The organism is Acidilobus saccharovorans 345-15 (assembly GCF_000144915.1).
Taxonomy (GTDB): Archaea; Thermoproteota; Thermoprotei_A; order Sulfolobales; family Acidilobaceae; genus Acidilobus; species Acidilobus saccharovorans.
Window position 1 is genome coordinate 348,316 of sequence record NC_014374.1, and the last position, 20,828, is coordinate 369,143.

At 51.9% G+C, this 20,828-nt stretch carries 20 protein-coding genes and 2 tRNA genes; 6 read left to right on the forward strand and 16 right to left on the reverse strand.

Annotated elements, in window-relative coordinates; genetic code table 11:
* Positions 1-2: 2 nt before the first annotated feature.
* The 3 genes from ASAC_RS01775 to ASAC_RS01785 all read right to left on the reverse strand — a co-directional run bounded on the left by ASAC_RS01775 (position 3) and on the right by ASAC_RS01785 (position 2,410).
* Positions 3-275, reverse strand: coding sequence for a hypothetical protein (locus ASAC_RS01775; RefSeq protein WP_013266265.1), 273 nt, complete (start codon positions 273-275; stop codon positions 3-5).
* Between the two features lie 77 nt (positions 276-352).
* Positions 353-1,411 (reverse strand): radical SAM protein, encoded by a 1,059-nt coding sequence (locus tag ASAC_RS01780; RefSeq protein WP_013266266.1) that lies wholly within the window; start codon positions 1,409-1,411, stop codon positions 353-355.
* Between the two features lie 9 nt (positions 1,412-1,420).
* Positions 1,421-2,410, reverse strand: a complete 990-nt coding sequence (locus ASAC_RS01785) for a TIGR00269 family protein (protein WP_013266267.1) — start codon at positions 2,408-2,410, stop codon at positions 1,421-1,423.
* Positions 2,411-2,504: 94 nt separating this feature from the next.
* Here ASAC_RS01785 and ASAC_RS01790 point away from each other — a divergent pair, with 94 nt between their 5' ends.
* Positions 2,505-3,005: an NUDIX hydrolase gene (locus ASAC_RS01790; RefSeq protein WP_013266268.1), complete on the forward strand. Its 501-nt coding sequence runs from the start codon at positions 2,505-2,507 to the stop codon at positions 3,003-3,005.
* 12 nt (positions 3,006-3,017) lie between these two features.
* On the opposite strand, the gene ASAC_RS01795 is transcribed toward ASAC_RS01790, so the two are convergent.
* On the reverse strand, positions 3,018-5,447 hold the full coding sequence (locus tag ASAC_RS01795) for a DUF3536 domain-containing protein (RefSeq protein ID WP_013266269.1): 2,430 nt from the start codon (positions 5,445-5,447) through the stop codon (positions 3,018-3,020).
* Between the two features lie 147 nt (positions 5,448-5,594).
* On the opposite strand from ASAC_RS01795, the gene ASAC_RS01800 reads away from it, so the two are divergent.
* Positions 5,595-6,218 carry a CPBP family intramembrane glutamic endopeptidase gene (locus ASAC_RS01800; protein WP_148217101.1) on the forward strand — a complete coding sequence of 208 codons (624 nt, stop codon included), beginning with the start codon at positions 5,595-5,597 and terminating at the stop codon, positions 6,216-6,218.
* On the opposite strand, the gene gcvPB is transcribed toward ASAC_RS01800, so the two are convergent.
* The 3 genes from gcvPB to ASAC_RS01815 form a co-directional block, all read right to left on the reverse strand.
* The gene (gcvPB, locus tag ASAC_RS01805; protein WP_013266271.1) at positions 6,210-7,775 is read right to left on the reverse strand and encodes an aminomethyl-transferring glycine dehydrogenase subunit GcvPB; all 1,566 of its coding nucleotides are present in this window, start codon (positions 7,773-7,775) and stop codon (positions 6,210-6,212) included. The genes ASAC_RS01800 and gcvPB overlap by 9 nt on opposite strands.
* On the reverse strand, positions 7,772-9,166 hold the full coding sequence (gene gcvPA / locus ASAC_RS01810; protein ID WP_013266272.1) for an aminomethyl-transferring glycine dehydrogenase subunit GcvPA: 1,395 nt from the start codon (positions 9,164-9,166) through the stop codon (positions 7,772-7,774). Before gcvPA ends, gcvPB begins: the two co-directional genes overlap by 4 nt.
* Before the next feature lie 96 nt (positions 9,167-9,262).
* The gene (locus ASAC_RS01815) at positions 9,263-11,188 is read right to left on the reverse strand and encodes a glycoside hydrolase family 15 protein (protein WP_048812727.1); all 1,926 of its coding nucleotides are present in this window, start codon (positions 11,186-11,188) and stop codon (positions 9,263-9,265) included.
* Positions 11,189-11,326: 138 nt separating this feature from the next.
* Here ASAC_RS01815 and ASAC_RS01820 point away from each other — a divergent pair, with 138 nt between their 5' ends.
* Positions 11,327-11,641, forward strand: a complete 315-nt coding sequence (locus ASAC_RS01820; protein ID WP_148217102.1) for an IclR family transcriptional regulator — start codon at positions 11,327-11,329, stop codon at positions 11,639-11,641.
* Here the strand turns inward: ASAC_RS01820 and ASAC_RS01825 are convergent.
* A complete protein-coding gene (locus ASAC_RS01825) occupies positions 11,631-11,975 on the reverse strand; it encodes a hypothetical protein (protein WP_048812728.1) in 345 nt (114 codons plus the stop codon). The genes ASAC_RS01820 and ASAC_RS01825 overlap by 11 nt on opposite strands.
* A 76-nt stretch (positions 11,976-12,051) precedes the next feature.
* Here ASAC_RS01825 and ASAC_RS01830 point away from each other — a divergent pair.
* A tRNA-Leu gene (locus tag ASAC_RS01830) sits at positions 12,052-12,139 on the forward strand.
* 119 nt (positions 12,140-12,258) lie between these two features.
* Here ASAC_RS01830 and ASAC_RS01835 read toward each other — a convergent pair.
* Positions 12,259-12,591: a hypothetical protein gene (locus tag ASAC_RS01835; protein ID WP_013266276.1), complete on the reverse strand. Its 333-nt coding sequence runs from the start codon at positions 12,589-12,591 to the stop codon at positions 12,259-12,261.
* Between the two features lie 71 nt (positions 12,592-12,662).
* On the opposite strand from ASAC_RS01835, the gene ASAC_RS01840 reads away from it, so the two are divergent.
* Positions 12,663-12,932, forward strand: a complete 270-nt coding sequence (locus ASAC_RS01840) for a MarR family transcriptional regulator (RefSeq protein ID WP_048812729.1) — start codon at positions 12,663-12,665, stop codon at positions 12,930-12,932.
* A 179-nt stretch (positions 12,933-13,111) separates the two neighbouring features.
* On the opposite strand, the gene ASAC_RS01845 is transcribed toward ASAC_RS01840, so the two are convergent.
* Positions 13,112-14,473 carry an acetyl ornithine aminotransferase family protein gene (locus ASAC_RS01845; protein WP_013266278.1) on the reverse strand — a complete coding sequence of 454 codons (1,362 nt, stop codon included), beginning with the start codon at positions 14,471-14,473 and terminating at the stop codon, positions 13,112-13,114.
* A 47-nt stretch (positions 14,474-14,520) separates the two neighbouring features.
* Here ASAC_RS01845 and ASAC_RS01850 point away from each other — a divergent pair, with 47 nt between their 5' ends.
* A complete protein-coding gene (locus tag ASAC_RS01850; RefSeq protein WP_013266279.1) occupies positions 14,521-14,739 on the forward strand; it encodes a hypothetical protein in 219 nt (72 codons plus the stop codon).
* Between the two features lie 26 nt (positions 14,740-14,765).
* On the opposite strand, the gene ASAC_RS01855 is transcribed toward ASAC_RS01850, so the two are convergent.
* The 6 genes from ASAC_RS01855 to ASAC_RS01880 all read right to left on the reverse strand — a co-directional run bounded on the left by ASAC_RS01855 (position 14,766) and on the right by ASAC_RS01880 (position 20,760).
* Positions 14,766-16,025, reverse strand: a complete 1,260-nt coding sequence (locus ASAC_RS01855; protein WP_013266280.1) for a nucleotidyltransferase family protein — start codon at positions 16,023-16,025, stop codon at positions 14,766-14,768.
* A gap of 92 nt (positions 16,026-16,117) precedes the next feature.
* Positions 16,118-17,542 carry a glycoside hydrolase family 57 protein gene (locus ASAC_RS01860; RefSeq protein ID WP_013266281.1) on the reverse strand — a complete coding sequence of 475 codons (1,425 nt, stop codon included), beginning with the start codon at positions 17,540-17,542 and terminating at the stop codon, positions 16,118-16,120.
* Complete coding sequence (locus ASAC_RS01865) at positions 17,539-19,113, reverse strand: glycogen/starch synthase (protein WP_013266282.1); 1,575 nt, start codon at positions 19,111-19,113, stop codon at positions 17,539-17,541. The genes ASAC_RS01860 and ASAC_RS01865 overlap by 4 nt, the downstream gene beginning before the upstream one ends.
* A gap of 54 nt (positions 19,114-19,167) precedes the next feature.
* Positions 19,168-19,908, reverse strand: a complete 741-nt coding sequence (locus tag ASAC_RS01870; protein WP_013266283.1) for a hypothetical protein — start codon at positions 19,906-19,908, stop codon at positions 19,168-19,170.
* Positions 19,892-20,638, reverse strand: a complete 747-nt coding sequence (alaXM, locus tag ASAC_RS01875) for an alanyl-tRNA editing protein AlaXM (protein WP_013266284.1) — start codon at positions 20,636-20,638, stop codon at positions 19,892-19,894. Before alaXM ends, ASAC_RS01870 begins: the two co-directional genes overlap by 17 nt.
* A 17-nt stretch (positions 20,639-20,655) precedes the next feature.
* Positions 20,656-20,760: transfer RNA gene (locus ASAC_RS01880), tRNA-Thr, on the reverse strand.
* Positions 20,761-20,828: the final 68 nt, after the last annotated feature.

A 20,828-nucleotide genomic window follows, 5' to 3' on the forward strand; every position in this document is an offset into this window, starting at 1 on the left:
CTTCACACCCCAGTATCTATCCAGTCTACCTTAACGTACTTAGAGCCTATGATTGAGGAGACCAGCTCGCTTATCTCTTTTTCAAGGCCCCCTTTAGCTATCGGCAGCTCCAGGAACCTAAACTCTGGCAGCACTGAGGACTTTATATCTGCGGGTTCCACCCCATACTTCTCCTTAAGCTTTCTCTTGACCTCCTCGTGTTCAGAGTCATAATAGGTCGTGTAATAGATCCTGTAGAGCTTCTTGTGCACTGCTGAGCCTTCTCTATCAGGCATTAGTTGCACCTATACCGCTGGTGCCTTGAAGGCTATTTAGGCTTTTTAAGAGGCCAAATAGCCTTAAAGGACTTTGCTTACTCGGGCCTAGCTATGTAAATGTTGTTCTCATCTTCAATAACTTTTACCCTTACCTTTGAGCCGATGGGGGCCCTAACGCCAACTATTGAAAAGACCCTGGAACACTCAGGGTCAACCCCGAGCATTTCGTTCTTAAGCCATCCCTCGGAAGCTACCATCAGCGTGACTTTGTCACCCTTCCTATAGGGCTTATCTATCCTAGGGGCCTGACTAAAGCCAAGCTCCGCAGGCGAAGGTATTAGCTTATAGCCGGTCTTAGCTTCAAGGTCTTTAAGGTAGGCATAGAACTTGCCCCAGCCCCACGGCTTAACTCCTGGAGGCCTTCTGCCGTACTTATGTTCCTCGTACTTTTGAGCCAAGACACCGGTGGGCCAGCCGCTCCTAACGCCAAGCTTAAGCTCTCTAGCTAAGTTAATTATGCGTGGCAGCTCTTTGTCATTAAGTCCGGGTACAATCACAGGCGTGAGCACTATATCAAGTTTTGTCTCCTCGACAAGCTTTCTCACCGTCTGAATTACGCTCTCAACATTATACCATGAGGCCCCAGCCATTCTTCTGGCAAGCTCAGGGTCGACCGCGTCAATGCTTAAGTTAATTCTATCGAGGCCCGCCTCGTAGAGCCTCTTACCCAGCTCTACTGAGAGGGAACCACCGTGAGTCTCAATGGCGACCCTCTTTATGCCCTTCTCCTGTTTTAGAAGTTTTACAAGCTCTATTATCCGCGGGTTGGTGAGCGGCTCGCCGACGCCATCTATGAGCGCCTCTACGTCACCGCCCTTAGCCCTAGCCACCTCGCCAGCCCACTTAGCTAGCCACTCAACATCGTAAACCACGTATTCGGCCCTTCTGTGCTTTGAGCCGGGGCCAGCGTCGACGCTGCAGAATATGCAGTTATGAAAGCAGAGGGTGGAGGGCCTTACCTGTATAACGTTAGACCCCCTCTCAATTACGCCGAAGGCTATGTGCCCCATCAGGGGGAAGTTCCTGTAAATCTTGTAAAGCGCCCTATTGTAAACCTTGGGTCCCTCTCTTATGTCATAGGCGCAATCGTACAAGGGGCCCACCTAAACGCGGACTCTTAGCCTCCTGACGGAGTAAAGCGGGCTGGCAACCCCTATGCCTTCAAGTAGCTCACACAGCTTGCAGAGGGCCTTTCCGCTTGGCGTGGGCTCGCCACACCTGACGCACCTACCTAGGTCGCTTCTTGGCTTAATGCCGGCAGCTATGGGCTCGAGCATTCTATCAAGGCTTTCAATAAAGCGGAGGAGCGCTCCTGGGTGCTCGCTCTCGTACCTATAGAGCTCCCTTCTGACCTTGGCTCTAAGGGTTGGGAGCTGGTATATGTAAGGGCACTCCGTCTCCTGTATGTGGTATCCTTTGAGGAAGGTGAAGGTGGCCGTCTCCCACTCATAAATTTTACGGAGGGGCTTTATCCTTCTGACCAACATAGGGTCCCTGACCAGCTCTGCCAGGGGGTGCTGTCTCAGCAGGCTCTCAAAGTCCCCCCTAAGTATGTTTATCACGGCGGTCTGGCTCTCATCGTCGAGGTTATGTGCGGTGGCAAGCTTGTTGGCGCCAAGCTCCCTCGCGTAGTAGTTCATAATCCTTCTCCTGGCTATGCCGCAGTAAGTGCAGGCGCTGACGCGGGTCGAGCGCTCCTTGGCTTTATACATGATTTCGTCGACGCTAAGGCCCGTGTACTCCTTTATTGAAGTCACTATTACGTCAATGCCGAACTCCTTGGCAGTCATCACCAGATATCGGGCGTCCTCCTCCTTGTTGTAACCGTGAATGCCCTCGATAATGTTAAGGCCTATAAGCCTATCGCTCTTGTAGATCCTGCTCATTACGTCAAGCAGCGTGTAGCCATCCTTGCCGCCGCTGAGAGCTAGAAGAATGACGTCTCCAGGCTCTATCATGTTCCATCTTTCTACCTCTCGCTTAACCCTGGCTGTGATGTCTTCAAAGAAACATTCGCGGCAAAGGGACTCGCCGCTCTGGGGCTGATAAACCTCGGCCTGCCTTAGGCCGCACCTGCTGCAGAGGGGTGGCAAGCCTCTTCCTGAGGCTTAGCTATTACTTTGGACCTATTATACGTGTTTTTCAATAAAGTGGATAAGCAGCGGTTGAACCTTGTTCTGGGGAGCAATGTCTAGCCAGAGGCCTTCTGCCGCGGTGTTAGTCCTGCTCTGGGGCTCGCCCCGGCACGTCCTGCTTGAGAGGAAGAACTGCTCGTTAAAGTCGAGATTTGCATGTGACGTGGCTCTCCCAGGCGGGCTTATAAGGAAAGGGGAGACCCCTGAGCAGGCGGCCTTGAGGGAGGCCTGGGAGGAGGCCTGGGTTCATCCACGCTTAGTAAGGATTCACGGCAGGCTAGGAACTTTCAGCACCCTTTCTGAGCCTAAGATCTATACAGAGGCCATAGTGGCTGAGCTTAACGGCCCCGTGGATCCAAGGCCAAGGGACCCAGAGGTTGATGCCGTCTTCTGGGTCAACATAAATGATCTAAAGGAGCCCGGCCTGGTCGAGCACAGAAGGAGAGGGACGGTGCGCGGAATACTCCTTGGTAATGATCTGGTTCTTTGGGGCCTGACGCTTAGGATACTCGAGAAGCTTAAGGAAACGTCATGGGTTAATGAAAGTTATTAAAGTATACGGGGGCTACGGATACTTTACCTTAAGATTTAAAGCTATGACTTTATACAAGTCATTAACTTGTTGGGGCAGCTTAATTGAGCGGAGCACCTTATTTCTGAGCTTGACAAACTCTGCCTGCACTGGGTGCAGGTAGTCCTCACTAAGACCTAGTGTTTTGTATGAGGAGAGCAGTAGGCTAAGGTCGTTCATGGCCTGCTCGTTTAAGGGGTCTTCTTGAAGGGTCTTCAATAAATTCAGCATTCTAAATGTGTACGCTCTGGGCACTTCGTGATTAACTTTCAGGCTGCTGTTGGCTGCCCACCTGCTGAGTTCCATTATTATTGATGCGTTGAGGGGGCTTTCTGTTAAGAGCTGTAATATGGACTTCTCGACAAAATACTCAACTAGGTGTTCAAAGACCCTTGGGTAATCCATGCCAAGCATCCTCACATATTGCATGAGTGGCATGTAATTATCGTAAAGGACGTCGAATTGGTGTGAGAGGTCGACAGTAGCGCTCTCCATTACATGGTTGAGCAGTATTCTCTGCTCATCCTTAAGGGATCTCTGAAGGTCTATGAAGCCATCGCCGAACACGGAGCTAAGGTAACTCACGAGATCGGGCATCATGCCCTTAGAGAACATGTTTGAAATGTCCTTCTCAACTTTCTCGTACTCCTGCATGGACGATATGGTCTTAGCACCACCGAAAACGTCGTACCACCCATAATATATGGCAGCAAACATTACATGATGGTAGGTCCAGGTTACTTTGGATATAAGGGTTGCAACGCCACTTAGAGCCCTAAACCTTCCTAGCTTGAGCGGCGAGAGCCTCTCTATTATGACCCTGTAGGAGTAGAAGTCGGTCTCCTGGGGCATTGACTCGAAGAGAAGTCTCATGGCAAGCATTGCTGCCATCTTCTCTGGCGTCATTGTGGCACCTATGGCGAACTTCATGTAGATATCCTTCCCAGTCCCGGCAGAGGGATCGTTAGATTTGGCGGTATCTAATACTTCAAGTACTTTAGGCTCTATGTCACTACCGGATGTCTCCCTGAGCAGCTCTAGCGCTCTTCTCATGTGAAGCATTGCTTGTATGGGCTCAGGCCTATATATATCTTCGAAGAACCAGGCGTCGCTTGACTGCATCAAGAGCGACTGTCTCACCATCTCCAGAAGCCTTAGGGCTAAGCTCTTGGACCTCTCGTCGCCGACCCTGAGGTGTTCTTTAAGGAACTCCGCCGCGGCCTCCGAGGAGGAATCTTCCGTTAGCACAAAGCCGTAGTCCAACAATGCCTTCTTGGGATCTATGAACACTTCACCGCCGATCTTAAGGTAGGAGCTCATAATTTCCGAGGCCGCCAAGTCCACGGCAGTCCTGAGCGGGGTTCTCCAGGCTTGAGTCCACCCGGGCCTTATATCAGAGCCACAGCCGCAATTGCTTCTCCAGCGTTCAACGCCGTGTGGACAGCTCCATGACGTGTTCTCCGCTATCTCAATCTCGTACGCTGGCGGGGATATTTTGGAGTAAAACTCTGATACGTTGGTGAGTGATACCCTGTAGCTAGGAGCCAGAGAAAAGGCTCTGGCTAGTTCCACCTCGCCTCCTCTCTTATGATGGCCAAAGGTCTCTCCATCAACTGCTATTGTGACTAGCTGAGGCGTCTGGCTGTTAGGGTCGAACGCTTCAAGTGCTTTTCTGAGTATGAGCTCGCCGCTCTTAAGCGCGTCGCCAAAGGCTACGAGGCCTGAGAGCCATTTATTGTAGAGCACTACCCCTATCTCCTTTCCGGAGGGAAGCACTGCCTTGTAAGTCACCTTAGTATTAACGCTTTGCTCGTCAACGGGCTTCTTAGGGCCTCCAGGCGTGCCAACTGCTTTAGCTTGATTTGGACCCAGGAGGACGAACTTTATGCCGTAATCACTTAGGATTTCCAGCGTTAGGTTGTCAACTGCAGCCTCAGGAAGCCAAAATCCTTCAGGCTCGCGCTCAAAGTACTTCTCAAAGTACTTTATGCCCCACGCTATGGCGGTCTCCCTGTACTCCCTGCTGGCCAAGGGCATTATGATGTGGGCGTAGGGCTGGGCCAGCGCATTGCCATGGCCTGACCTGCTAACTACGCTCTCCTTGTCAGCCTCCACTATGCTGCTGAGCACATTAGGGTATCTCTTGGCTAAGTAGTCAAGAAGCAGGGGGCCAAAGCTGAAGGTGAGGTAGAGATAGTTGTTGAAAAAATCTTCAACAAGACCGTGCTCGTCCTCTAGCTTGGCCATAGCGTTGCTCTCATAGCACTCTCTGGTTATGCGGTCATTCCAATCATGATAAGGCTTCACTGAGGGGTCATAGTCTATCTCTCCAGTCCACGGGTTAAACCTGGGCGGCTGGTAGAAGTGCCCAAAGATGGCCAGGTATCTACTTCTACTAGCGTCTTCTATAGTGTTTGCGTCCATTCGCGCTCAGGGGCACTCTAATACATAGATACTTAAAAACATATTACTATACTTCTTTGCCTAACAGTTTATAGTTTACTTCTAAATTTAAACTGGACGCACACATAAGGTAAGGGCTTCGAACTTACATAATGCGAAGTGATAATAATGGCAAGGGGGCCAGGCGATGAGGACTTAAAGATTGCGTTCCTGTTCGCTATTCCTTATCTGCTGTTCTTTTTATCGTTCAGGGTCTTTGCCTCTCGCTTTCTCTATGCCATGGCGGCTTCGACCGTTGCTATGGCAGCCCTCTCCTTGAAGTTATTCCCTACGATAAAGAACTTCTATAGGTTTTCCGCCAAAAACGTGGTTATGTCACTTCCATTTGCTGGCCTGGCTTACCTACTCTTCTACCTGGGGTGGATAGGCACCGTATATCTTGGCCTTTCAAGGGGCGTCTACTTCATTTATGACGTAGTACCCAGGGAGCCCTTCTCACTTCTTGCACTGACGCTCATAGGCCTTTCAGAGGAGCCTTACTGGAGAGGCTTCGTGCAGAGGGTGTTTGTAGAGAAAAGGCTTAAGCTCGAGTGGCCCTTTGCCGCCCTCTTTTACGGCATAGTTCATCTGGTGACTGGGGACCTTGTACTACCCCTGGCGGCCTTCGTATTTGGTATTGTAATGTCTTGGGCTGCCGAGAGGTATGGGCTTGTTACCTCATCGGTGGCTCACGTGGTCTGGCTTTATGTGATACTTTATGTGATACCAGTGATAAGACTTCCTCTACCTTAGCACTAGGTCCTTGCCACTGGCCCTGGCCCTGAGGACTCTGTAGGTGGGCGTTACACTTCTTGGATGGTTAGCCTTAACAACATCAACGCGGCCCACGCTTGTGTTGAGAGGCGTAGACTTAAGCTTCTCCGGGTTGCTCCGCGCTAGTTCCTCTACCTCTTTCAGTTTCTCCACATACTTGTCTATGTTTTCCTTAGTCTCAGACTCCGTGAATTCGAACATTAATGCCTCCTTGACTATGAGCGGGAAATACATGGTTGGCGCGTAGAGGCCGGCGTCTAGGAGGTACTTACTTACGTCCTCTGCGGTCACTCCAGTCTCGTTAAGGAGCGGCTCGGCGCTTATTACAATCTCATGCTTTCTGGGCCTCGATGAAGCGTAGGGCAGCGAGAACAGCTTGGTCTCCTTAAGTACCCTTGCCGCGAAGTAGTTGGTGTTCAGCGTGGCCACCTCCCCAGCCCTTCTGAGGCCTTGGGGGCCCAGGGAAAGTATGTAGGTGTAGGCCCAGACCAGCTGGGGCACGTTGCCAAGGAACGGCCTTATGGAGCCTGGACTGTTTGACCCTCTCCACCTAACCCTGTACATTTGCTTCTCATCGTCGTAGTACACGACCGGCCCTGGCAGGAGGTCGCTGAGCCTGAGGGAGCCGCTAACGGGGCGATCCTTAATACACACGGGCCCAGCGCCTGGCCCTCCACCTCCGTGGGGTGTCGAGAACGTCTTGTGAAGGTTCAGGTGGGCTATGTCAAAGCCCATGTCCCCAGGCCTGGCGCGGCCTATTATGCCGTTCAAGTTGGCGCCATCATAGTATAGGAGCCCGTCAACGTTGTGAACGTCCCTGGCCACGTCGAGTATCCTCTGCTCAAAGAGTCCAAGGGTTGACGGGTTAGTTAACATGAGGCCTGCCGTCTGGGGTCCCAGCGCTGATCTAAACGCCTCATAGTCTAGGTTTCCGTCGTCAGCCGTGGGTATCTCTACCACCTTGAAGCCACCCATGGCTGCGCTGGCTGGGTTCGTGCCATGCGCTGAGTCAGGAATTATGATCTCATTTTTGACGTCGGCCTGGCCTTTGGCCACGTGGTAGCCCTTTATTATGAGGATGCCTGTGAACTCGCCCTGAGCCCCTGCAGCTGGGGAGAGAGTGCACACGTCCATACCAGTTATGGCCTTTAGCCACTCCTGCAGCTCGTATAGGAGCCGGAGTAGGCCTTGGATCTTCTCCTCAGGCATAAGGGGGTGTACCATCTCAAGCCTTTCATCAAACGCGTACTTGAGCCCTATGCGCGGGTTATACTTCATTGTGCAGCTTCCCAGGGGGACAGGGCCGTTATCAACGCCGTATGACATCTCAGAGAGCCTGGTGAAGTGCCTCACAACTTCAACCTCGCTGACCTCTGGCAGCTCAGGCTCCTTCTCCCTGGCGACCTCCTGGGGTATTGGGGCGTCTCCAACTAATTTCTTGAATTCTTCTACAAGGCTTGAGAAGAGCAGGCCCCTTCTGCCCCTGTCAAGTTCATAAATTAACGGCTCACTCCACGCAGACTGCCTGTAGCTCACTTTCTGACCACCTCGCCAAGTAAATTGGCTAAGAGGTCTATGTCTTCCTTGGAGTGCACCTCACTAAAGCTGAGGAGGCCCCAGCTATCTTTGGCCCATGTAACATGGCTTGAGAGCGGGATGCCAGCCATTATCCCTTTGTCCAACAGGAGGCGCCAGAGATTATAGTAAGGCTCAGGGGCCTCTATTATGAAGTCAGCAAAGAACTCGCCCTTCAGTGGCAGCTTAAAGCCATGCCTTGAAACAACGAGGGCTGCATAATGCGCTCTGTACCTTATGGCCTCGGCAAGCTCCTTAATTCCCTTGGGGCCCAGGAGCGACATGTACACAGCGGCTGCTATGGCGTTGAGCGCTGCGTTAGTAGTTATGTTGCTGGTGGCCTTGGACCTCCTTATGTGCTGCTCCCTGGTCTGAAGTATCATGGTGAAGGCTCTCGAGTTTCCATCCTTTGACGTGGTCAGCCCTATTATTCTGCCCGGCATCTGTTTTATTAGGGAGCCATCCCATCTGACAGCCATTATGCCAAGCGTTGAGCCGCCCGCATAAAGGCCTAGGCCAAGCGGCTGGCCTTCGCCGACTGCTATGTCGGCATTCAGCTCACCAGGGGACTTATATATTCCTAGTGCCAAGGGGTCCACGCCTACTATGAAAAGGGAATCACTGTCGTGAGCTATCCCAGAGACTTCTTTGGCGTTCATGTCAACAACTCCAGTGAAGGTGTAGGGAAACTCTAAGTAAACAGCTGATGCCTTTCCCTTGCCCAGCTTTGTCTTGAGATCCTCGACGTCAGCGTAGCCGGTTTCTTTGTCTGTGGAGTAAAAGTCTATCTCTATCCCCTGAGGCCACGTATATGCCTTAAGAGTAGAGAGGTGAAATGGATTAATCACGTCAGGCACCAGCACGCGCTTCGCTCCCTTAACTCTTACTGCCATCAGGGCTGCCTCTCCAAGGGCGCTGGCCCAGTCATACATGCTTGAGTTAACGACGTCCATTTCAAGCAGGTCAGCCATGAGGCTCTGGTACTCAAAGAGGGCCTGAAGCAGTCCCTGGCTTATCTCTGCCTGGTAAGGCGTGTAAGCTGTCAGGAACTCGCCGCGAGTTACTATATCCTTAACTACTGGAGGGACGTAGTGTGGCCTTAGCCCTCCCCCAGCGAAGGGAGGAACCCTTAACTTAGCGTTTCTGTCGAGGAGCTTATCAATAATTCTTGAGACCTCCACCTCGCTCAGGGGCCTGCCAGCGCCTATAGGCATGGAGTTCCATTTACTTTCATCTATTAGGAGTTCCCTGGGGATGTCGGAGTATAGGTCATCCAAGCTTTTAGCGCCTACGGTTGATAACATCTCTTTGATAATACTATCTGAGGAGTTAGGTATCCATGGATAGCTCATGCCCTAGCCCTATGCAAAGGAGCTCTGGTCATTTTTAAACTTGAAATAAGGTTTCTTTTTGAGGGACCTCAAGTTATAAAGGGTTCAAAGATTCCTTCAGGTAACCTCGAGGGATCTTATCCTGCGGGCTGACGCCCTTTGAAGCAGGTAAGCTACCAGCAATACCGCTGCAAGGGCTATTGCGGACACCGCATAATAGATTATATTGTTATTGGCGGCCTTTGGCTTAATGCTAAGGGCCAAGATTATGTACATAGCAGATGACCAGGTAAGTGGCGAGGTTGTAGGCAGGGGAAGCCCAGTGTTAGGGTCTATGGCCTCAGGCAGCAGCCCGTTCTGAGAATGGTCGTAAGCCCACGTCATTAAGCTGAGGGCCGCAGTGTAGTTGCCTGTATCAGAGTAGTAAAGGCCAAGGAAGAGAGTTGTGATTATCCAGGGAGGCATAGGACCGCTGCTGTCAAAGAGGTCTTCGTTGTAGTGATAATCGTCACCATAGAACCTAGCCAGCCCTCCTACCTTCCCATTCCACAGGCCCTCCAGGATAGTATGCACGTTCTCCCTTACGACATCCTGGGGCCATAAAGTTACGTTAAATGAAAGTGGAAGCAGGGCCGAGGAGCTGATTAAGGGCGGCTGCGGGTTAAGCGCAGTTTTAGAGCCGCTTGGAGTGTAGAGCACTACCGGGCTCAGGTCTGAATAGAACGCTGAACCGTTCCAGAAGTACTCATATATGCTCTCGTTGAGCAGCGACGCGGCATAGTATATTCTGCTAACATTGTATCCTAGGTACGAAAGCAGATGAGCCGAGTCCAGGAGTCCTATGAGGTTAAATGCCTGGGTCCAGAAGTGGTATCCAAGGCGATCCTCCCACACGCTGAGGTCCTCAGGAACTAAGTGGAACTTTGAGTTAAGGATCCACGAAAGCTGCGCGTCCACGCTCCTATTTATGAGAGGCAACATGGTCTCTAAGAACGTTATGTTGTGCGTTAATAGGAAGTACTGGTAAATGCCAACTTCAACTATGCCTACGCTGTCAAGTTCAGGTATGCCAAAGGACTGGTCAGGCTCGCCGTTATAAAAGTCGTAGCGAGTAAACCAGACGCCGCTCTTGTACTGGGTCGCATTAAGTAGCCACAGCCAATACTTAAGGGCGCTATCCAGGTGCCCGGACTCCTGCAGCGCCATGGCAGCAAAGGAGGAATCCCTGACCCAACTATAAAGGTAGAGCGGGCTCGGCGAAGCAGCAAACGTGCCCAGGTAGGGGTTCTGGTCATCCTTTAATATCAACAACGAAATGTAATATTCCCTTGCTAGCGAGTTAGAGTTTAATCCCACAGGCCTCTTAGACCTAAAGAGCCACGAGTTAACCTTCAGTTCATTGTAGTTTATGATTTCCTTTACGTTGCTACTACACGATGAGTTCAGCGAAAGCCCTATATAACTAGTCCCCTTACTTACATTAACGGAAATTAATGTGTAGTTGATATCGTGAAGTGCGGACAGGCTATCGTTGCTGCAGAGCTCTACATAGAAGTTATATCTATGCATGAAAATTCTGGCAATGTCTCCGTTTAAACTTACGCTGGACTCTGTCGAGAAGTTAACATAAACCGTGAAGGGGGCTTTAGAGCTAACTAATGCTAGAAGCAGGTTGCTGTAGGGCGGAGCCAGCAGCTGCAGCTCGCCATAGTTATTGTATATTATAATGCTGTTATTAACGCCTAGAAACGCCCTCGCGGAGAATCCGGTCTCAAATTTCATTGTTATGGGTAAAAGGCCCAGGGGGCCTACGTAAAAGTTGGCCACGGTGGGTTCATAATTTGAAAGCCCATTAACAGAGGCGTTAGGGATCGGTATGCCTGTAAAGACGAGGAAGCTCGTGTTTACCCAATTGCTCAACAGAAGGAAGGACGGTGAGAGGTTTACAGTGGAGGGTCCAGGTCCTATCGCGCGCGTGGCTGGAACCGCCAGGGTAACGGCCAAGAGTCCTATTAGGAAAAGCCCTAGGCCCCTCGCCAGCAAGGTTAGCTCCTGGCCTCTTGCCAACCCAGGGAATTTTAACTCTAATGTACAGCGTAAGTTTCAGTAGACTCTGAGCTTCCGAGCCCAGGGCTAGCTCCCTAAAAAGGCGCTTAGGTTTAGCACACTTTAGGGATCTGAGTGAGCGACCCGGTCATTGACCTCTTGGAATTGTTCAAAGAAAAGGGCCCACTCTCGCCTGGCGACGTGTCGCAGCAGCTTAACATGCCAAAGTATAAAGCGCTCGCGATGGTTTCATGTCTAAGCAGCATGGGTCTGTTGGAGCCACTTTACATAAAGGGCAGCTATAAAATTTATAAGATAAGCCTGGTGGGGCAGCAGTTCCTTGAGAGGGCGGAAAAGGCGGGCACAGCCGCGGCTGCTATGGAGGACCTTCTGTTAGCCCAGCAGCCTGCCAATGAGTCGCAGCAGGGGAAGGAGGCTGCTACGGCATAAACGGAGGCTTAGACTTGAGGTTTATTATTGGTATCGCCGCCCACCCTGGCCTGCTCCTGTCGCTTAGCTCTACCTTCTCGCCGCTCTCGTCGACCTTCAGAAGGACGTACTTGTACCTCTGCTCATCCTCTGTAGGCTTTGAACAGAAGTAGTATATAATTGGTATGCCATAGTATTTGTAGTAGTCTCGGTACGTGGTCTGTATGAAGTAGTAGACGAGGCCGGATTCAAAATACCTATATATAGGCATGACTATGGCATAGGAGGCCATGCTCGTCGCAAGTCTCGCTATGTCCGAAAGTGAGTCAACCTCGACAGTAAAGGTCTTGGGCACTTCCTCCGTGCCAAAGTCACCGTCTCAAGTTAAGAGGATAAGGATTTTAAACATTCAAGTATAAGACTGAATTTGTGCGGGGGTGCCCGAGCCTGGCCAAAGGGGACGGGCTTAGAACCCGTTGGCGTAGGCCTGCGTGGGTTCGAAGCCCACCCCCCGCACCATAGTACGAGCCTCACATAACTAGGGACTTCAGGGCTTCCCTTGATATTATAAGGAGCTTCCCTAGGGACTATGAAATGATGCCGCGTGAAAGTGAAGACGCAATTAAAGGAGGCCAGCTTCACTTGGCCGGCTCGCCCGGAGGTTGAGCCTTCGCTTGAACCTTGGACTCTAAGCTCTTCACCTTGTAAATGGCAGAGGACCAAACCCTGTCACTAATCTTAATGCCGTTCCTCTCCAGAGACTCCTTTACCCTGTTCAAAAACTCCTCGTAGCTCAACGACTCCCTGGCGGTGCCTAGGTCCACGTTTACGACTTTGTGAGAGGCAGGCTCAAGAACTCTTATCACGTCGCTCACTTGGCCTTTCCTCGAATACCTGTAGACGTCAAGCTCCCTTAGCCCGAGCAGCTCAAGCAGCGCTTTGTAGTAGGTGAACTGAGCCCCTTTGCTCACTTTCGCTTGCACCTCTACTGTCGCAGGCCCCCTCCCCTATATAAAAGGCTTCTAGTATACTGGTGAAGTACTTGAAGGTAAGCATAAGCGTGGACTTTGTGGCAGGCATTATCAGGTCGCTTGGCAAAAACTACGTGACTCCAAAGGATTTAAGCGAAGCCATGGGCATCTCCACTAAAACTGCGGGAAGGATACTGAGGGCCTTAGAGAGCAAGGGGTATGTAGCAAGGTACTCTAACAGAGCCTACAGGGTGTTGAGGGGCTCACTGCCTTCTGGCGACGAATGTCATGCGTCTACGTTGATAGTCAGGTACCCTGAGGACCCGCCCATCCCTTACTAGCTCAGCCAAAGCCTTTCTCAAAGGCCTTCTATCTCCATTCCATGCAAGCCGCTGCGCTATCTCCTCAAACGTCAAGCCTTGATCGCCAAGCACCGAAAGTATAGATCTCTTGAGTTTCTCCTCTTCTGCTTCCGCCAAACTACATCCTAGAAAAGGGTAAGATGTGAAGGTTAAGAAGGCTACGCAGTGAGGTTTCTGTTCTCCTCCCTCAGCACATCCGCTATGATCTCTACTGCCCTCATCATAAGCTCGTCACTTATGACTAGCGGCGGGGCTATCCTTATGGTTGACAGGCCGGAGCCTATTACTACCACGCCGCGCTTGAACGATTTCTCTATAACGTTGGCAAGCTCCTTGGTGGCAGGCTCCTTGGTGCGCCTGTTCCTGACCAGCTCCACGCCTATCATGAGCCCTTTGCCTCTGACATCCCCGATTATCTCGAGCTCGTCCTTGAGGTCGTTGAAGTACTTGATAACTTCGTTGCCAAGCTTTGTGGCGTGGTCCAGCAGGTTTTCCTCTTTAATCACGTCAATTACGGCGCTCATGGCGGCCGTGGCGATGGGGTTACCTCCGAAAGTGTTTGCATGGCTTCCTTTGGTGAGGGTCGCCGCCACGTCACCGCGGGCTACCACAGCTCCTAGCGGCAGGCCTCCGCCTATAGCCTTGGCTAGTGCCATTATGTCTGGCTTGACGCCCCAGTGCTCTATCGCGAACCACTTGCCGCTTCTTCCCATGCCTGCCTGGACCTCATCATCTATAAGGAGTATTCCGTACTTGTCAGCTATTCTCCTGAGCCCTGGGAGGAAGTTGTCAGGGGGCACTACGTAGCCTCCCTCTCCCTGTATGGGCTCAACAACTATTCCGGCGACCTCCGTGGGGTCCACGAGCTTTGCGAATATCCAGTCCTCTATGTAGCCAAGGACCGCCTCGCCGCACTCCTTGGGATCATCAGTTCTGAAGACGCAGCGGTACGGGTATGGGTAGGGCACGTGTATGACTCCGGGCATCAGCGGGCCGAAGCCCTTCCTGTAGTGGGCCTTGCTTGCGGTGAGCGAGAGCGAGCCCATGGTCCTTCCATGGAAGGCGCCCAGGAACGCTATGAAGTACTGCCTTGAGCCTCCGAAGAAGTACCTGGCGAACTTGAGCGAGCCCTCTATGCTCTCGGTGCCGCTGTTGGTGAAGAATACCCTTCCATTGTTCACCGGCGATACAGTTAGCAGCTTCTCAGCGGCCGTTACCGCGCTCTCGTAATAAAAGTCTGTGAGCGAGTAGTGCTGAAGCTTCTCAGCCTGCTCCTTTATAGCCTGAACCACCTTTGGATGGCTGTGGCCCACATTCATGACTGCAATGCCGGCGTTAAGGTCTATGTACTTATTTCCGTCGACATCTTCAACTACAGCGCCGTGACCCTCCTTAACAACAAGTGGAACCCACCTAACGTATGACTGTACAAGGGCCTTCGAGTCCCTCTCTATGATGCCTCTGGCCACAGGGCCAGGGGGCTCAACCCTTATCAGCGGCGCCTCTGACAACCCGAACACCAAGAGTTAATAGCGCCAGAGGTTTATCTATTAAAGGTGAGAAAACGTTGCCGAAATACGAGTTCGAGCTTGTAGAGGAGTATTTTCTAGAAGGAGAACATAGGTACAGGTTAAAAGTAAAAGGCACAAATTTAATTGTAAATGTAGCTGCTGACACGTTAGAGGAGGCAGCTTCCAAGGCAGCAGGCATTTTGGAGCATAGCGGCGCCGCGGAGTTCATAAAGCTAAATAGGGTTGAGGCGAAGCAGGGAGACAAGACATCGTAGGCCAAGAATTAAGTCAAAGAAGGACCTCATGATGGCGGCCCCCTTCTGTTGCTGATCTCTGCGTTAGATTCTATTGACCTGTGGGGCCATATCTGTGAGTCTATTATCACTGCATTGTCGCCTATAATTACGTCGTTACCTATATAGCTGTTGATAATCTTCACGTTGCTTCCCATTGCTACATGCCTTCCCACTATGCTAGATTCCACTGTAGAGTTGTCGCCTATTATGCTTCTGTCCATGACTATGGACTTAGTTACCCTGGCGCCGGACTTAACTATAACGTAATTATCTATAATAGAGTCCGTAATAGAGGCCCCGTCCTCCACCGTCACGTGCCTTCCTATAAGTACACGCCCGCTAAGGTCTATCCTCTTTTGGGCCGACCTCTCCACCAGGTCTAGGTGATCCTTCTTAGACCTTGAACTGAAGCCCATCATATATATGGTGTCGTGGTAAACCGTAGCCACGCCAAGCCTCTCCGGTGGCAGCGACTCGAGAAGGTAGAACGAGGCCTTCACGAAGTTCTCTATGGTGCCTATGTCAAACCAGTAGCCGTTTAGGGGGTATCCTACGACTTTATAGCCCTTAGCTATAAGATAGGGTATTATATCCCTTCCAAAGTCTCCCCTGCCCTGTTTTACAAGTGACGCGAACTCGTCAGACCTGAGGAACTTGACCATGTCGTGAGACAAAAGGTATATGCCTGTGTTAGCTAAATTCGATGGCGCCTTCTCAGGATCTGCGGGTTTCTCAACGAAGGACTCTATCGACCAGTCGTCCTTTAGCTTTGCTAGCCCCAGCTGTCTCAGCGACTCCCTGTCATCAACCCTCTTGAGGGCTATGGTCATAAAAGCCCCGTTAGACTCGTGGAACTTAGCTAGATCGCCGACGTTAAGGCTCACTACGGTGTCTCCTTGGACGACTAACACGTCATCGTTTATATCGTAGTAGTCTGCCAGTATTGAGATCGAGTGCGCGTTGCCTACGCTTGTTACGTTAGGCTGATACCTGAGCTTAAGCACCAGTCTCTTACCGTCTGGGGACCTTACCGAGAACCTCTCTCCAAGGTGGTCATAGACGTCCCTGTAGTTGTAAAAGCCGCTAACTCCAAGGAACACCTCTCCGACGCCCTGAAGCGCGAGCTCGTCGAGTATGAAGTCTATTACGAACCTGTTAAGGAACCTGACCATAGGCTTCGAGGTATCGACAGTAAATGGATAAAGCCTTGTCCCCAGGCCCCCAATTGGTATAGCGGCTTTCTTTACCTCTGGTATCCTGCCCACCAACTATTTCTTAGCCTTTTAGTACTTATAAGGGTTCGTCACGTTTCATTTCATGAAACAACAAAGAGCGCATTAATACCATGATAGTGGGATCAGCACCTTCTGATAAGGCCTAGAAGGGCGTCTAGGTTTAGGCCAAAGATTTCCTGGGACCATCTGTTCAGGTAACTCGCGCTTACCGCTTTACTTACGACTTCCTTGGGCAAAGTGCTAAGGGCTGTGGCTAGGTCTGGGACGCTGCATGCCTTGGCCACCTCAGCCCCGCCGGAATTGTAAAACCTGAAGCAGAGGTCGTCAGGCAGCTTTACCTTAATGGCTGCGCATGGGTTCTCCTTGAGTCCATTCCTTATCATGAGCCCCAGGAGTTCGAGCGCGTAGCTGTAGGTCAGGAAGGAGTCATAGGGGTCTCCAAGGTAACTAAAGTATCTGTGAACCTCCCCCTCCCCTCCAGGCTTCGTTGCCATGTAGTAAAGGTTGTCGCTGACTGAGAGGAGCCTCCATGAGCGCAGGTAAGTGCCGCCCAGGGCACGAGCAAAGTAATAATACCTTCTTAGCACGTCAAAGGCCTTCCTCTGCATGCCATTTCCTAACCACGCGCTCAGGTCCCTTTCATCGGCCCAGCTTATGGTAGACCAAGGGGGCACATCAAGGTAATCCCTGGGCTCGAGGTTTAACGCCTCGGAGGCCTTGAGGAACGTGACGCCACGCTTCGAAAGCTCCACGGGGAGCCACCTTAGGAATTCGTGAATGCCGCTCTCGGGCCAGTGATGCTCCCCAAAGGTCTCATAATCAAGGGCGATGACCACCAGGTCGCCTGGCGTGCTGGCAACCCACGAGGCGTACTTATCCGCGGTCAGTGGGTACTCGCTCCACTGCCTATTACTGAACCTAAAGCCTATGTCATCGCTTAGCCTATAATTTCTAAGCAGAAGCTTCACGCCACAGAGCGGGTTCTTGTAGACATAGTTGGGCGATCTCCATCCGAGCAGCCAGTCGACCCCTTCAGTGATGACGCCCTTAAATCCAAGCCTTTGAAGCTCACAGCCTATGTCATTATTATATATGAACTCCGTGTTTTCAGCTATTGATGGGTTTACGCCAAAGGTCTCCCTGACGAGCTCGACTTGGGCCTTAACTTGGTCTTCGAACTCTGCCCTGTCGACAAACCATGCCAGGGAGTGGTAATACGTCTGGGCGGCAAGCTCAAGGAGGCCTTTGTCAACGAGCTTTCTAAGGAGATCTATAACCTCTTCGTGCTCTTTCTTGAGCTGTTCTAACAGAATGCCACTTATACTCATGGTCATCTTGAAGTCCTTCACTTTTTGTGAGGCTTCATACAGAATCTTGGTCGCGGCCAAGTAGGTCCTTGAGACGACGCGCGATAATATTTCTGAGTTGCCCATGACGTCTATGACATCGCTAAAGCTGGTGGGCAGGTTGCTCGGGCTGTAGAGTGACAGCCTCTTGAGTCGAAGAGGCTGGTGCAGCTCGAAGAACAGCGCTATGTGGGAAGTCATGATGATATCGCCCTGTAGTAGGCCATCTGCCTGGCCTTCTCATAACATTGCAGCAGCTGCTCTGCTGTGGACTCGGGCCGGAACCTCTTGTCTACGTCACTTATGGCGAACTCCCTGATGTCATTTTCAAGCGTGGGGTTCCTCTTTGCCATGGACCTAAGCTGCTCTATGGGCACGCGATCCAAATCGTGGTCCCACATAATATGGGACAACGACTCCATAGCTAGGCCCAGCTCGTAGGGGTCCTCAGGCCTGGTTAGCAGCCCGTCGCCTCTGCCGGACCTCAGGTCAACAACTATCTCCTTGAGTCCTCCCACCGCTGACGCTATGACTGGAGTCCCCACTGCTAGGGACTCGACGGCCACCAGCCCGAAGGGTTCCCAGCGCGAGGGCACTAGGGTGGCCGCTGCAAGCCTTATTATTGCCTTATACGCGTAATCTGGCACCCTATTTGATGATATGAGTACTCTTCCCCTGCGCTCCTCAGCCAACCTCTTGATATACTGTTCATAGCCATAATCGCCCACGGGCACTCCCAACACTACCAGCGAGGCGGAGGGAGCGTAATCCAGGGCCCTTATTGCTATGTCTATGCCTTTCTGGGACGTCAGTCTGCCCGCAACTATGAAGACCGCCAGGCTCTCGTCCATTTTATCAAGCCATGAGCCAGGTCTCACGTACTTGTCTATTAGTTCGAAGAGAACTTGATGGTCAACGTTGCCATAGTTGCTCTCTATCCATCTCTCGACCTCCTTAACGCTCCATTCCGTGCTGTTGTATGCAACGCATGATTTGCCCCCTATCCAATCGCCGTACCTCTTCTTAAGCTCCTCATTTAAGTAGCTGTAGCTTACGGTCTGTACGGCGTCAGCCTCTATGACACCAAAGGCCTCTACGTTGCCGCCTACGGAGTCCCACACGGCCCTGTTGCTGACAGGCTCGTGCCTGTACACCCTCCACACCAGGTGCGGTTCATCGTCAAGCCCTGACCACTCTGGCGAGGCGTAGTGCCATGGAAAGCTTGGGGAGCCGCTGAGGTGTATAGTGTAAAGTACTGGCACAGCGTAGCCCCTCTTCTCAAGTTCGTCGCGCAACGATATTCCTGCCAGCACCGTGTGCCAGTCATTGACATGTATAATGTCAGGCTGAACCTCGATCCACGAGAAGGCCTTCACGGCCCTAGCCATGAGGGCTGCCTTCTCCTCGACATACGCATAAGGGTTCCACGAGTCAAATATCACGCCGGTTGAGTAGTCAAGCCCTTTAAACATGACAACCCTGAAGCCCTCCATGAGGGCCTCCTCAGCGCCAAGGCAGTAGTTATAGCTGTTGCCGTCAAGCCCCTTCCTGCTCCCGCATACTGCAAAGTCCAATGGCCTTAAGTTGTACTTGGTTCTAATGCCGAGGTCCAGGTGCCTCCCATGCGAGGGCATGAGGACCGTTACCTCTACGCCCTTCTTGCTCAAATACTTCGCGTACCTGAAGACCGCCTCCCCAAGGCCGCCGACCTTAACCAGTGGTGATAGCTCAAACGTCAGGATCCAGGCCCTCTTTATTGAACGAGGCGCCACTAAAGCTCTTGGAGGCAAGCTTAAACCCGTTTTATAATCCAGGGGCTGCGTGGATTAAATTCTGATGGTTATAGGGGACCTAAAGGGGTTAGCTGTTGAGTGGTTTGGGCACTGCATTATAGTTAGCGTACCGAGCTTAAGAAGCAGGCTCAGGGGCATCCTTGTCCCTTTAACAATTTTTTCAAAGGTCAGCGCCGTGCCTAACCATATTCGGTCCCAGTACTTCCTTCCTACGCGCCTTGCGCTGCTCTTGACCTTAGGGCACTTAAGTCTGATATAGCCGAGCCCATCAATGAATGGGGTGTGCCCATGGTACAGGAAGCGTATGGTAACCTTACTTAAGCCTGCCAGGTTATACTCGCACAGGTCATAGTGAACCCTTGCGTAGGCAAAGAGCAGCCTATAGTCGTTATCGTTGTTTCTAGCGAAGACCAGCTCTATGGGCTCGTACTCGGCCTTGTTGTCACCCCTGTATATGGAAAACGGAAACCAGGAGTAGAGCACAAGGCCCACGAGGCCCAGTTCCTCGTTAACTAGGTCAGGCCACGCCGTTACCTTGAACTCCGACACGGGATCTACGTTCCTGGGTATCTCGACCTCAGCCCTGTACTTGTTTATAAGAACATCTATAAGGTGCCGGGAAGTCGCAGCCAACCTGGGCAACTCATCCTTAAATGCCTCCTGATCATCTATTGCCAGCTTCAGTGACGTGGGTATGCCATCAGTGTCAAGGATCCAGCGCTTTAAGCTGCCGCACTCCTTGACCAGCGAGTCTGCATCAGGCTGTCCGAGCACCAGCGGGCACCTGTGAGAGGCGGTAGTAGACCCTCTTTCTAGTCTTGCCCCTGTTCTCCACGCTAACGACCTCTATGTGACCCACTTCGCAGGTGTTCTTGACGTGGGGGGCTCCGTCGGCCTGTATGTCAACTCCCGGTATCTCAACTATTCTAAGCTTGTCAACTGCCGGGGGCAGCCTTCCGGCAAGCTTTACTATGCCGGGAATTTGAAGTGCCCTGTCGCGCTCAAGCCAGTAGACCTTGACGTCAATGCACCTGCTGAGCACATTATTTGCCTCGTCTACAGCGGTCAGTATAGCCTGTCTCCAGTTCTCCACGCCGCTCAGGTCAAAGTCGTCCTGCGCTTCATCAGGCTTAATGTGCCCTCCGGTTATCTTGGCTCCATATTTATTATAGAGCACCGCGGCCAGGACGTGGCTCGCCGTGTGGAGCCTCATCATGGAGTACCTTCTCTCCCAGTCCAGAACGCCCTTTACTTTATCCCCAGGGGATAGCTGAACCGGAGCCTCTGTTATGTGAGCTACATCATCACCGTCTTCGATAACGTTCACTACCCTTACTGTTGAGCCTGAGGGCAGCACCAGGAGGCCCGTGTCAGCATCAAGGCCTCCAGAGGGCCCTGGGTGAAAGGCCGTAGCGTCTAGATATATCTTATTTTGATCAACCCTGGTCACCGTGGCCTCGAACTCTTTCACGTATGAGTCCTCTTGGTAAAGCAGCCTTACCATTAACTACACCCCAGGCGTGGAGCCGCCGGCGGGACTTGAACCCGCGACCACCGGCTCTCTCGACCTCGGCCTTGGCCAGAGCCCATACGAGGCCGGCGCTCTACCGGCTGAGCTACGGCGGCCCGCCAGTTAGCCATAGGGTGGGCCGTTATTAATGCTTCGCTTCTACTGCAACTGATTAAGCTATGTA

What these genes read in the sequence shown, in the direction of transcription:
- ASAC_RS01800 (WP_148217101.1), top strand. Translation starts at nt 5,595, where the DNA reads ATGGCAAGGGGGCCAGGCGATGAGGACTTAAAGATTGCGTTCCTGTTC.
- ASAC_RS01790 (WP_013266268.1), top strand. Translation starts at nt 2,505, where the DNA reads ATGTCTAGCCAGAGGCCTTCTGCCGCGGTGTTAGTCCTGCTCTGGGGC.
- alaXM (WP_013266284.1), bottom strand. Translation starts at nt 20,638, where the DNA reads ATGGTAAGGCTGCTTTACCAAGAGGACTCATACGTGAAAGAGTTCGAG.
- ASAC_RS01795 (WP_013266269.1), bottom strand. Translation starts at nt 5,447, where the DNA reads ATGGACGCAAACACTATAGAAGACGCTAGTAGAAGTAGATACCTGGCC.
- gcvPA (WP_013266272.1), bottom strand. Translation starts at nt 9,166, where the DNA reads ATGAGCTATCCATGGATACCTAACTCCTCAGATAGTATTATCAAAGAG.
- ASAC_RS01860 (WP_013266281.1), bottom strand. Translation starts at nt 17,542, where the DNA reads ATGACTTCCCACATAGCGCTGTTCTTCGAGCTGCACCAGCCTCTTCGA.
- ASAC_RS01775 (WP_013266265.1), bottom strand. Translation starts at nt 275, where the DNA reads ATGCCTGATAGAGAAGGCTCAGCAGTGCACAAGAAGCTCTACAGGATC.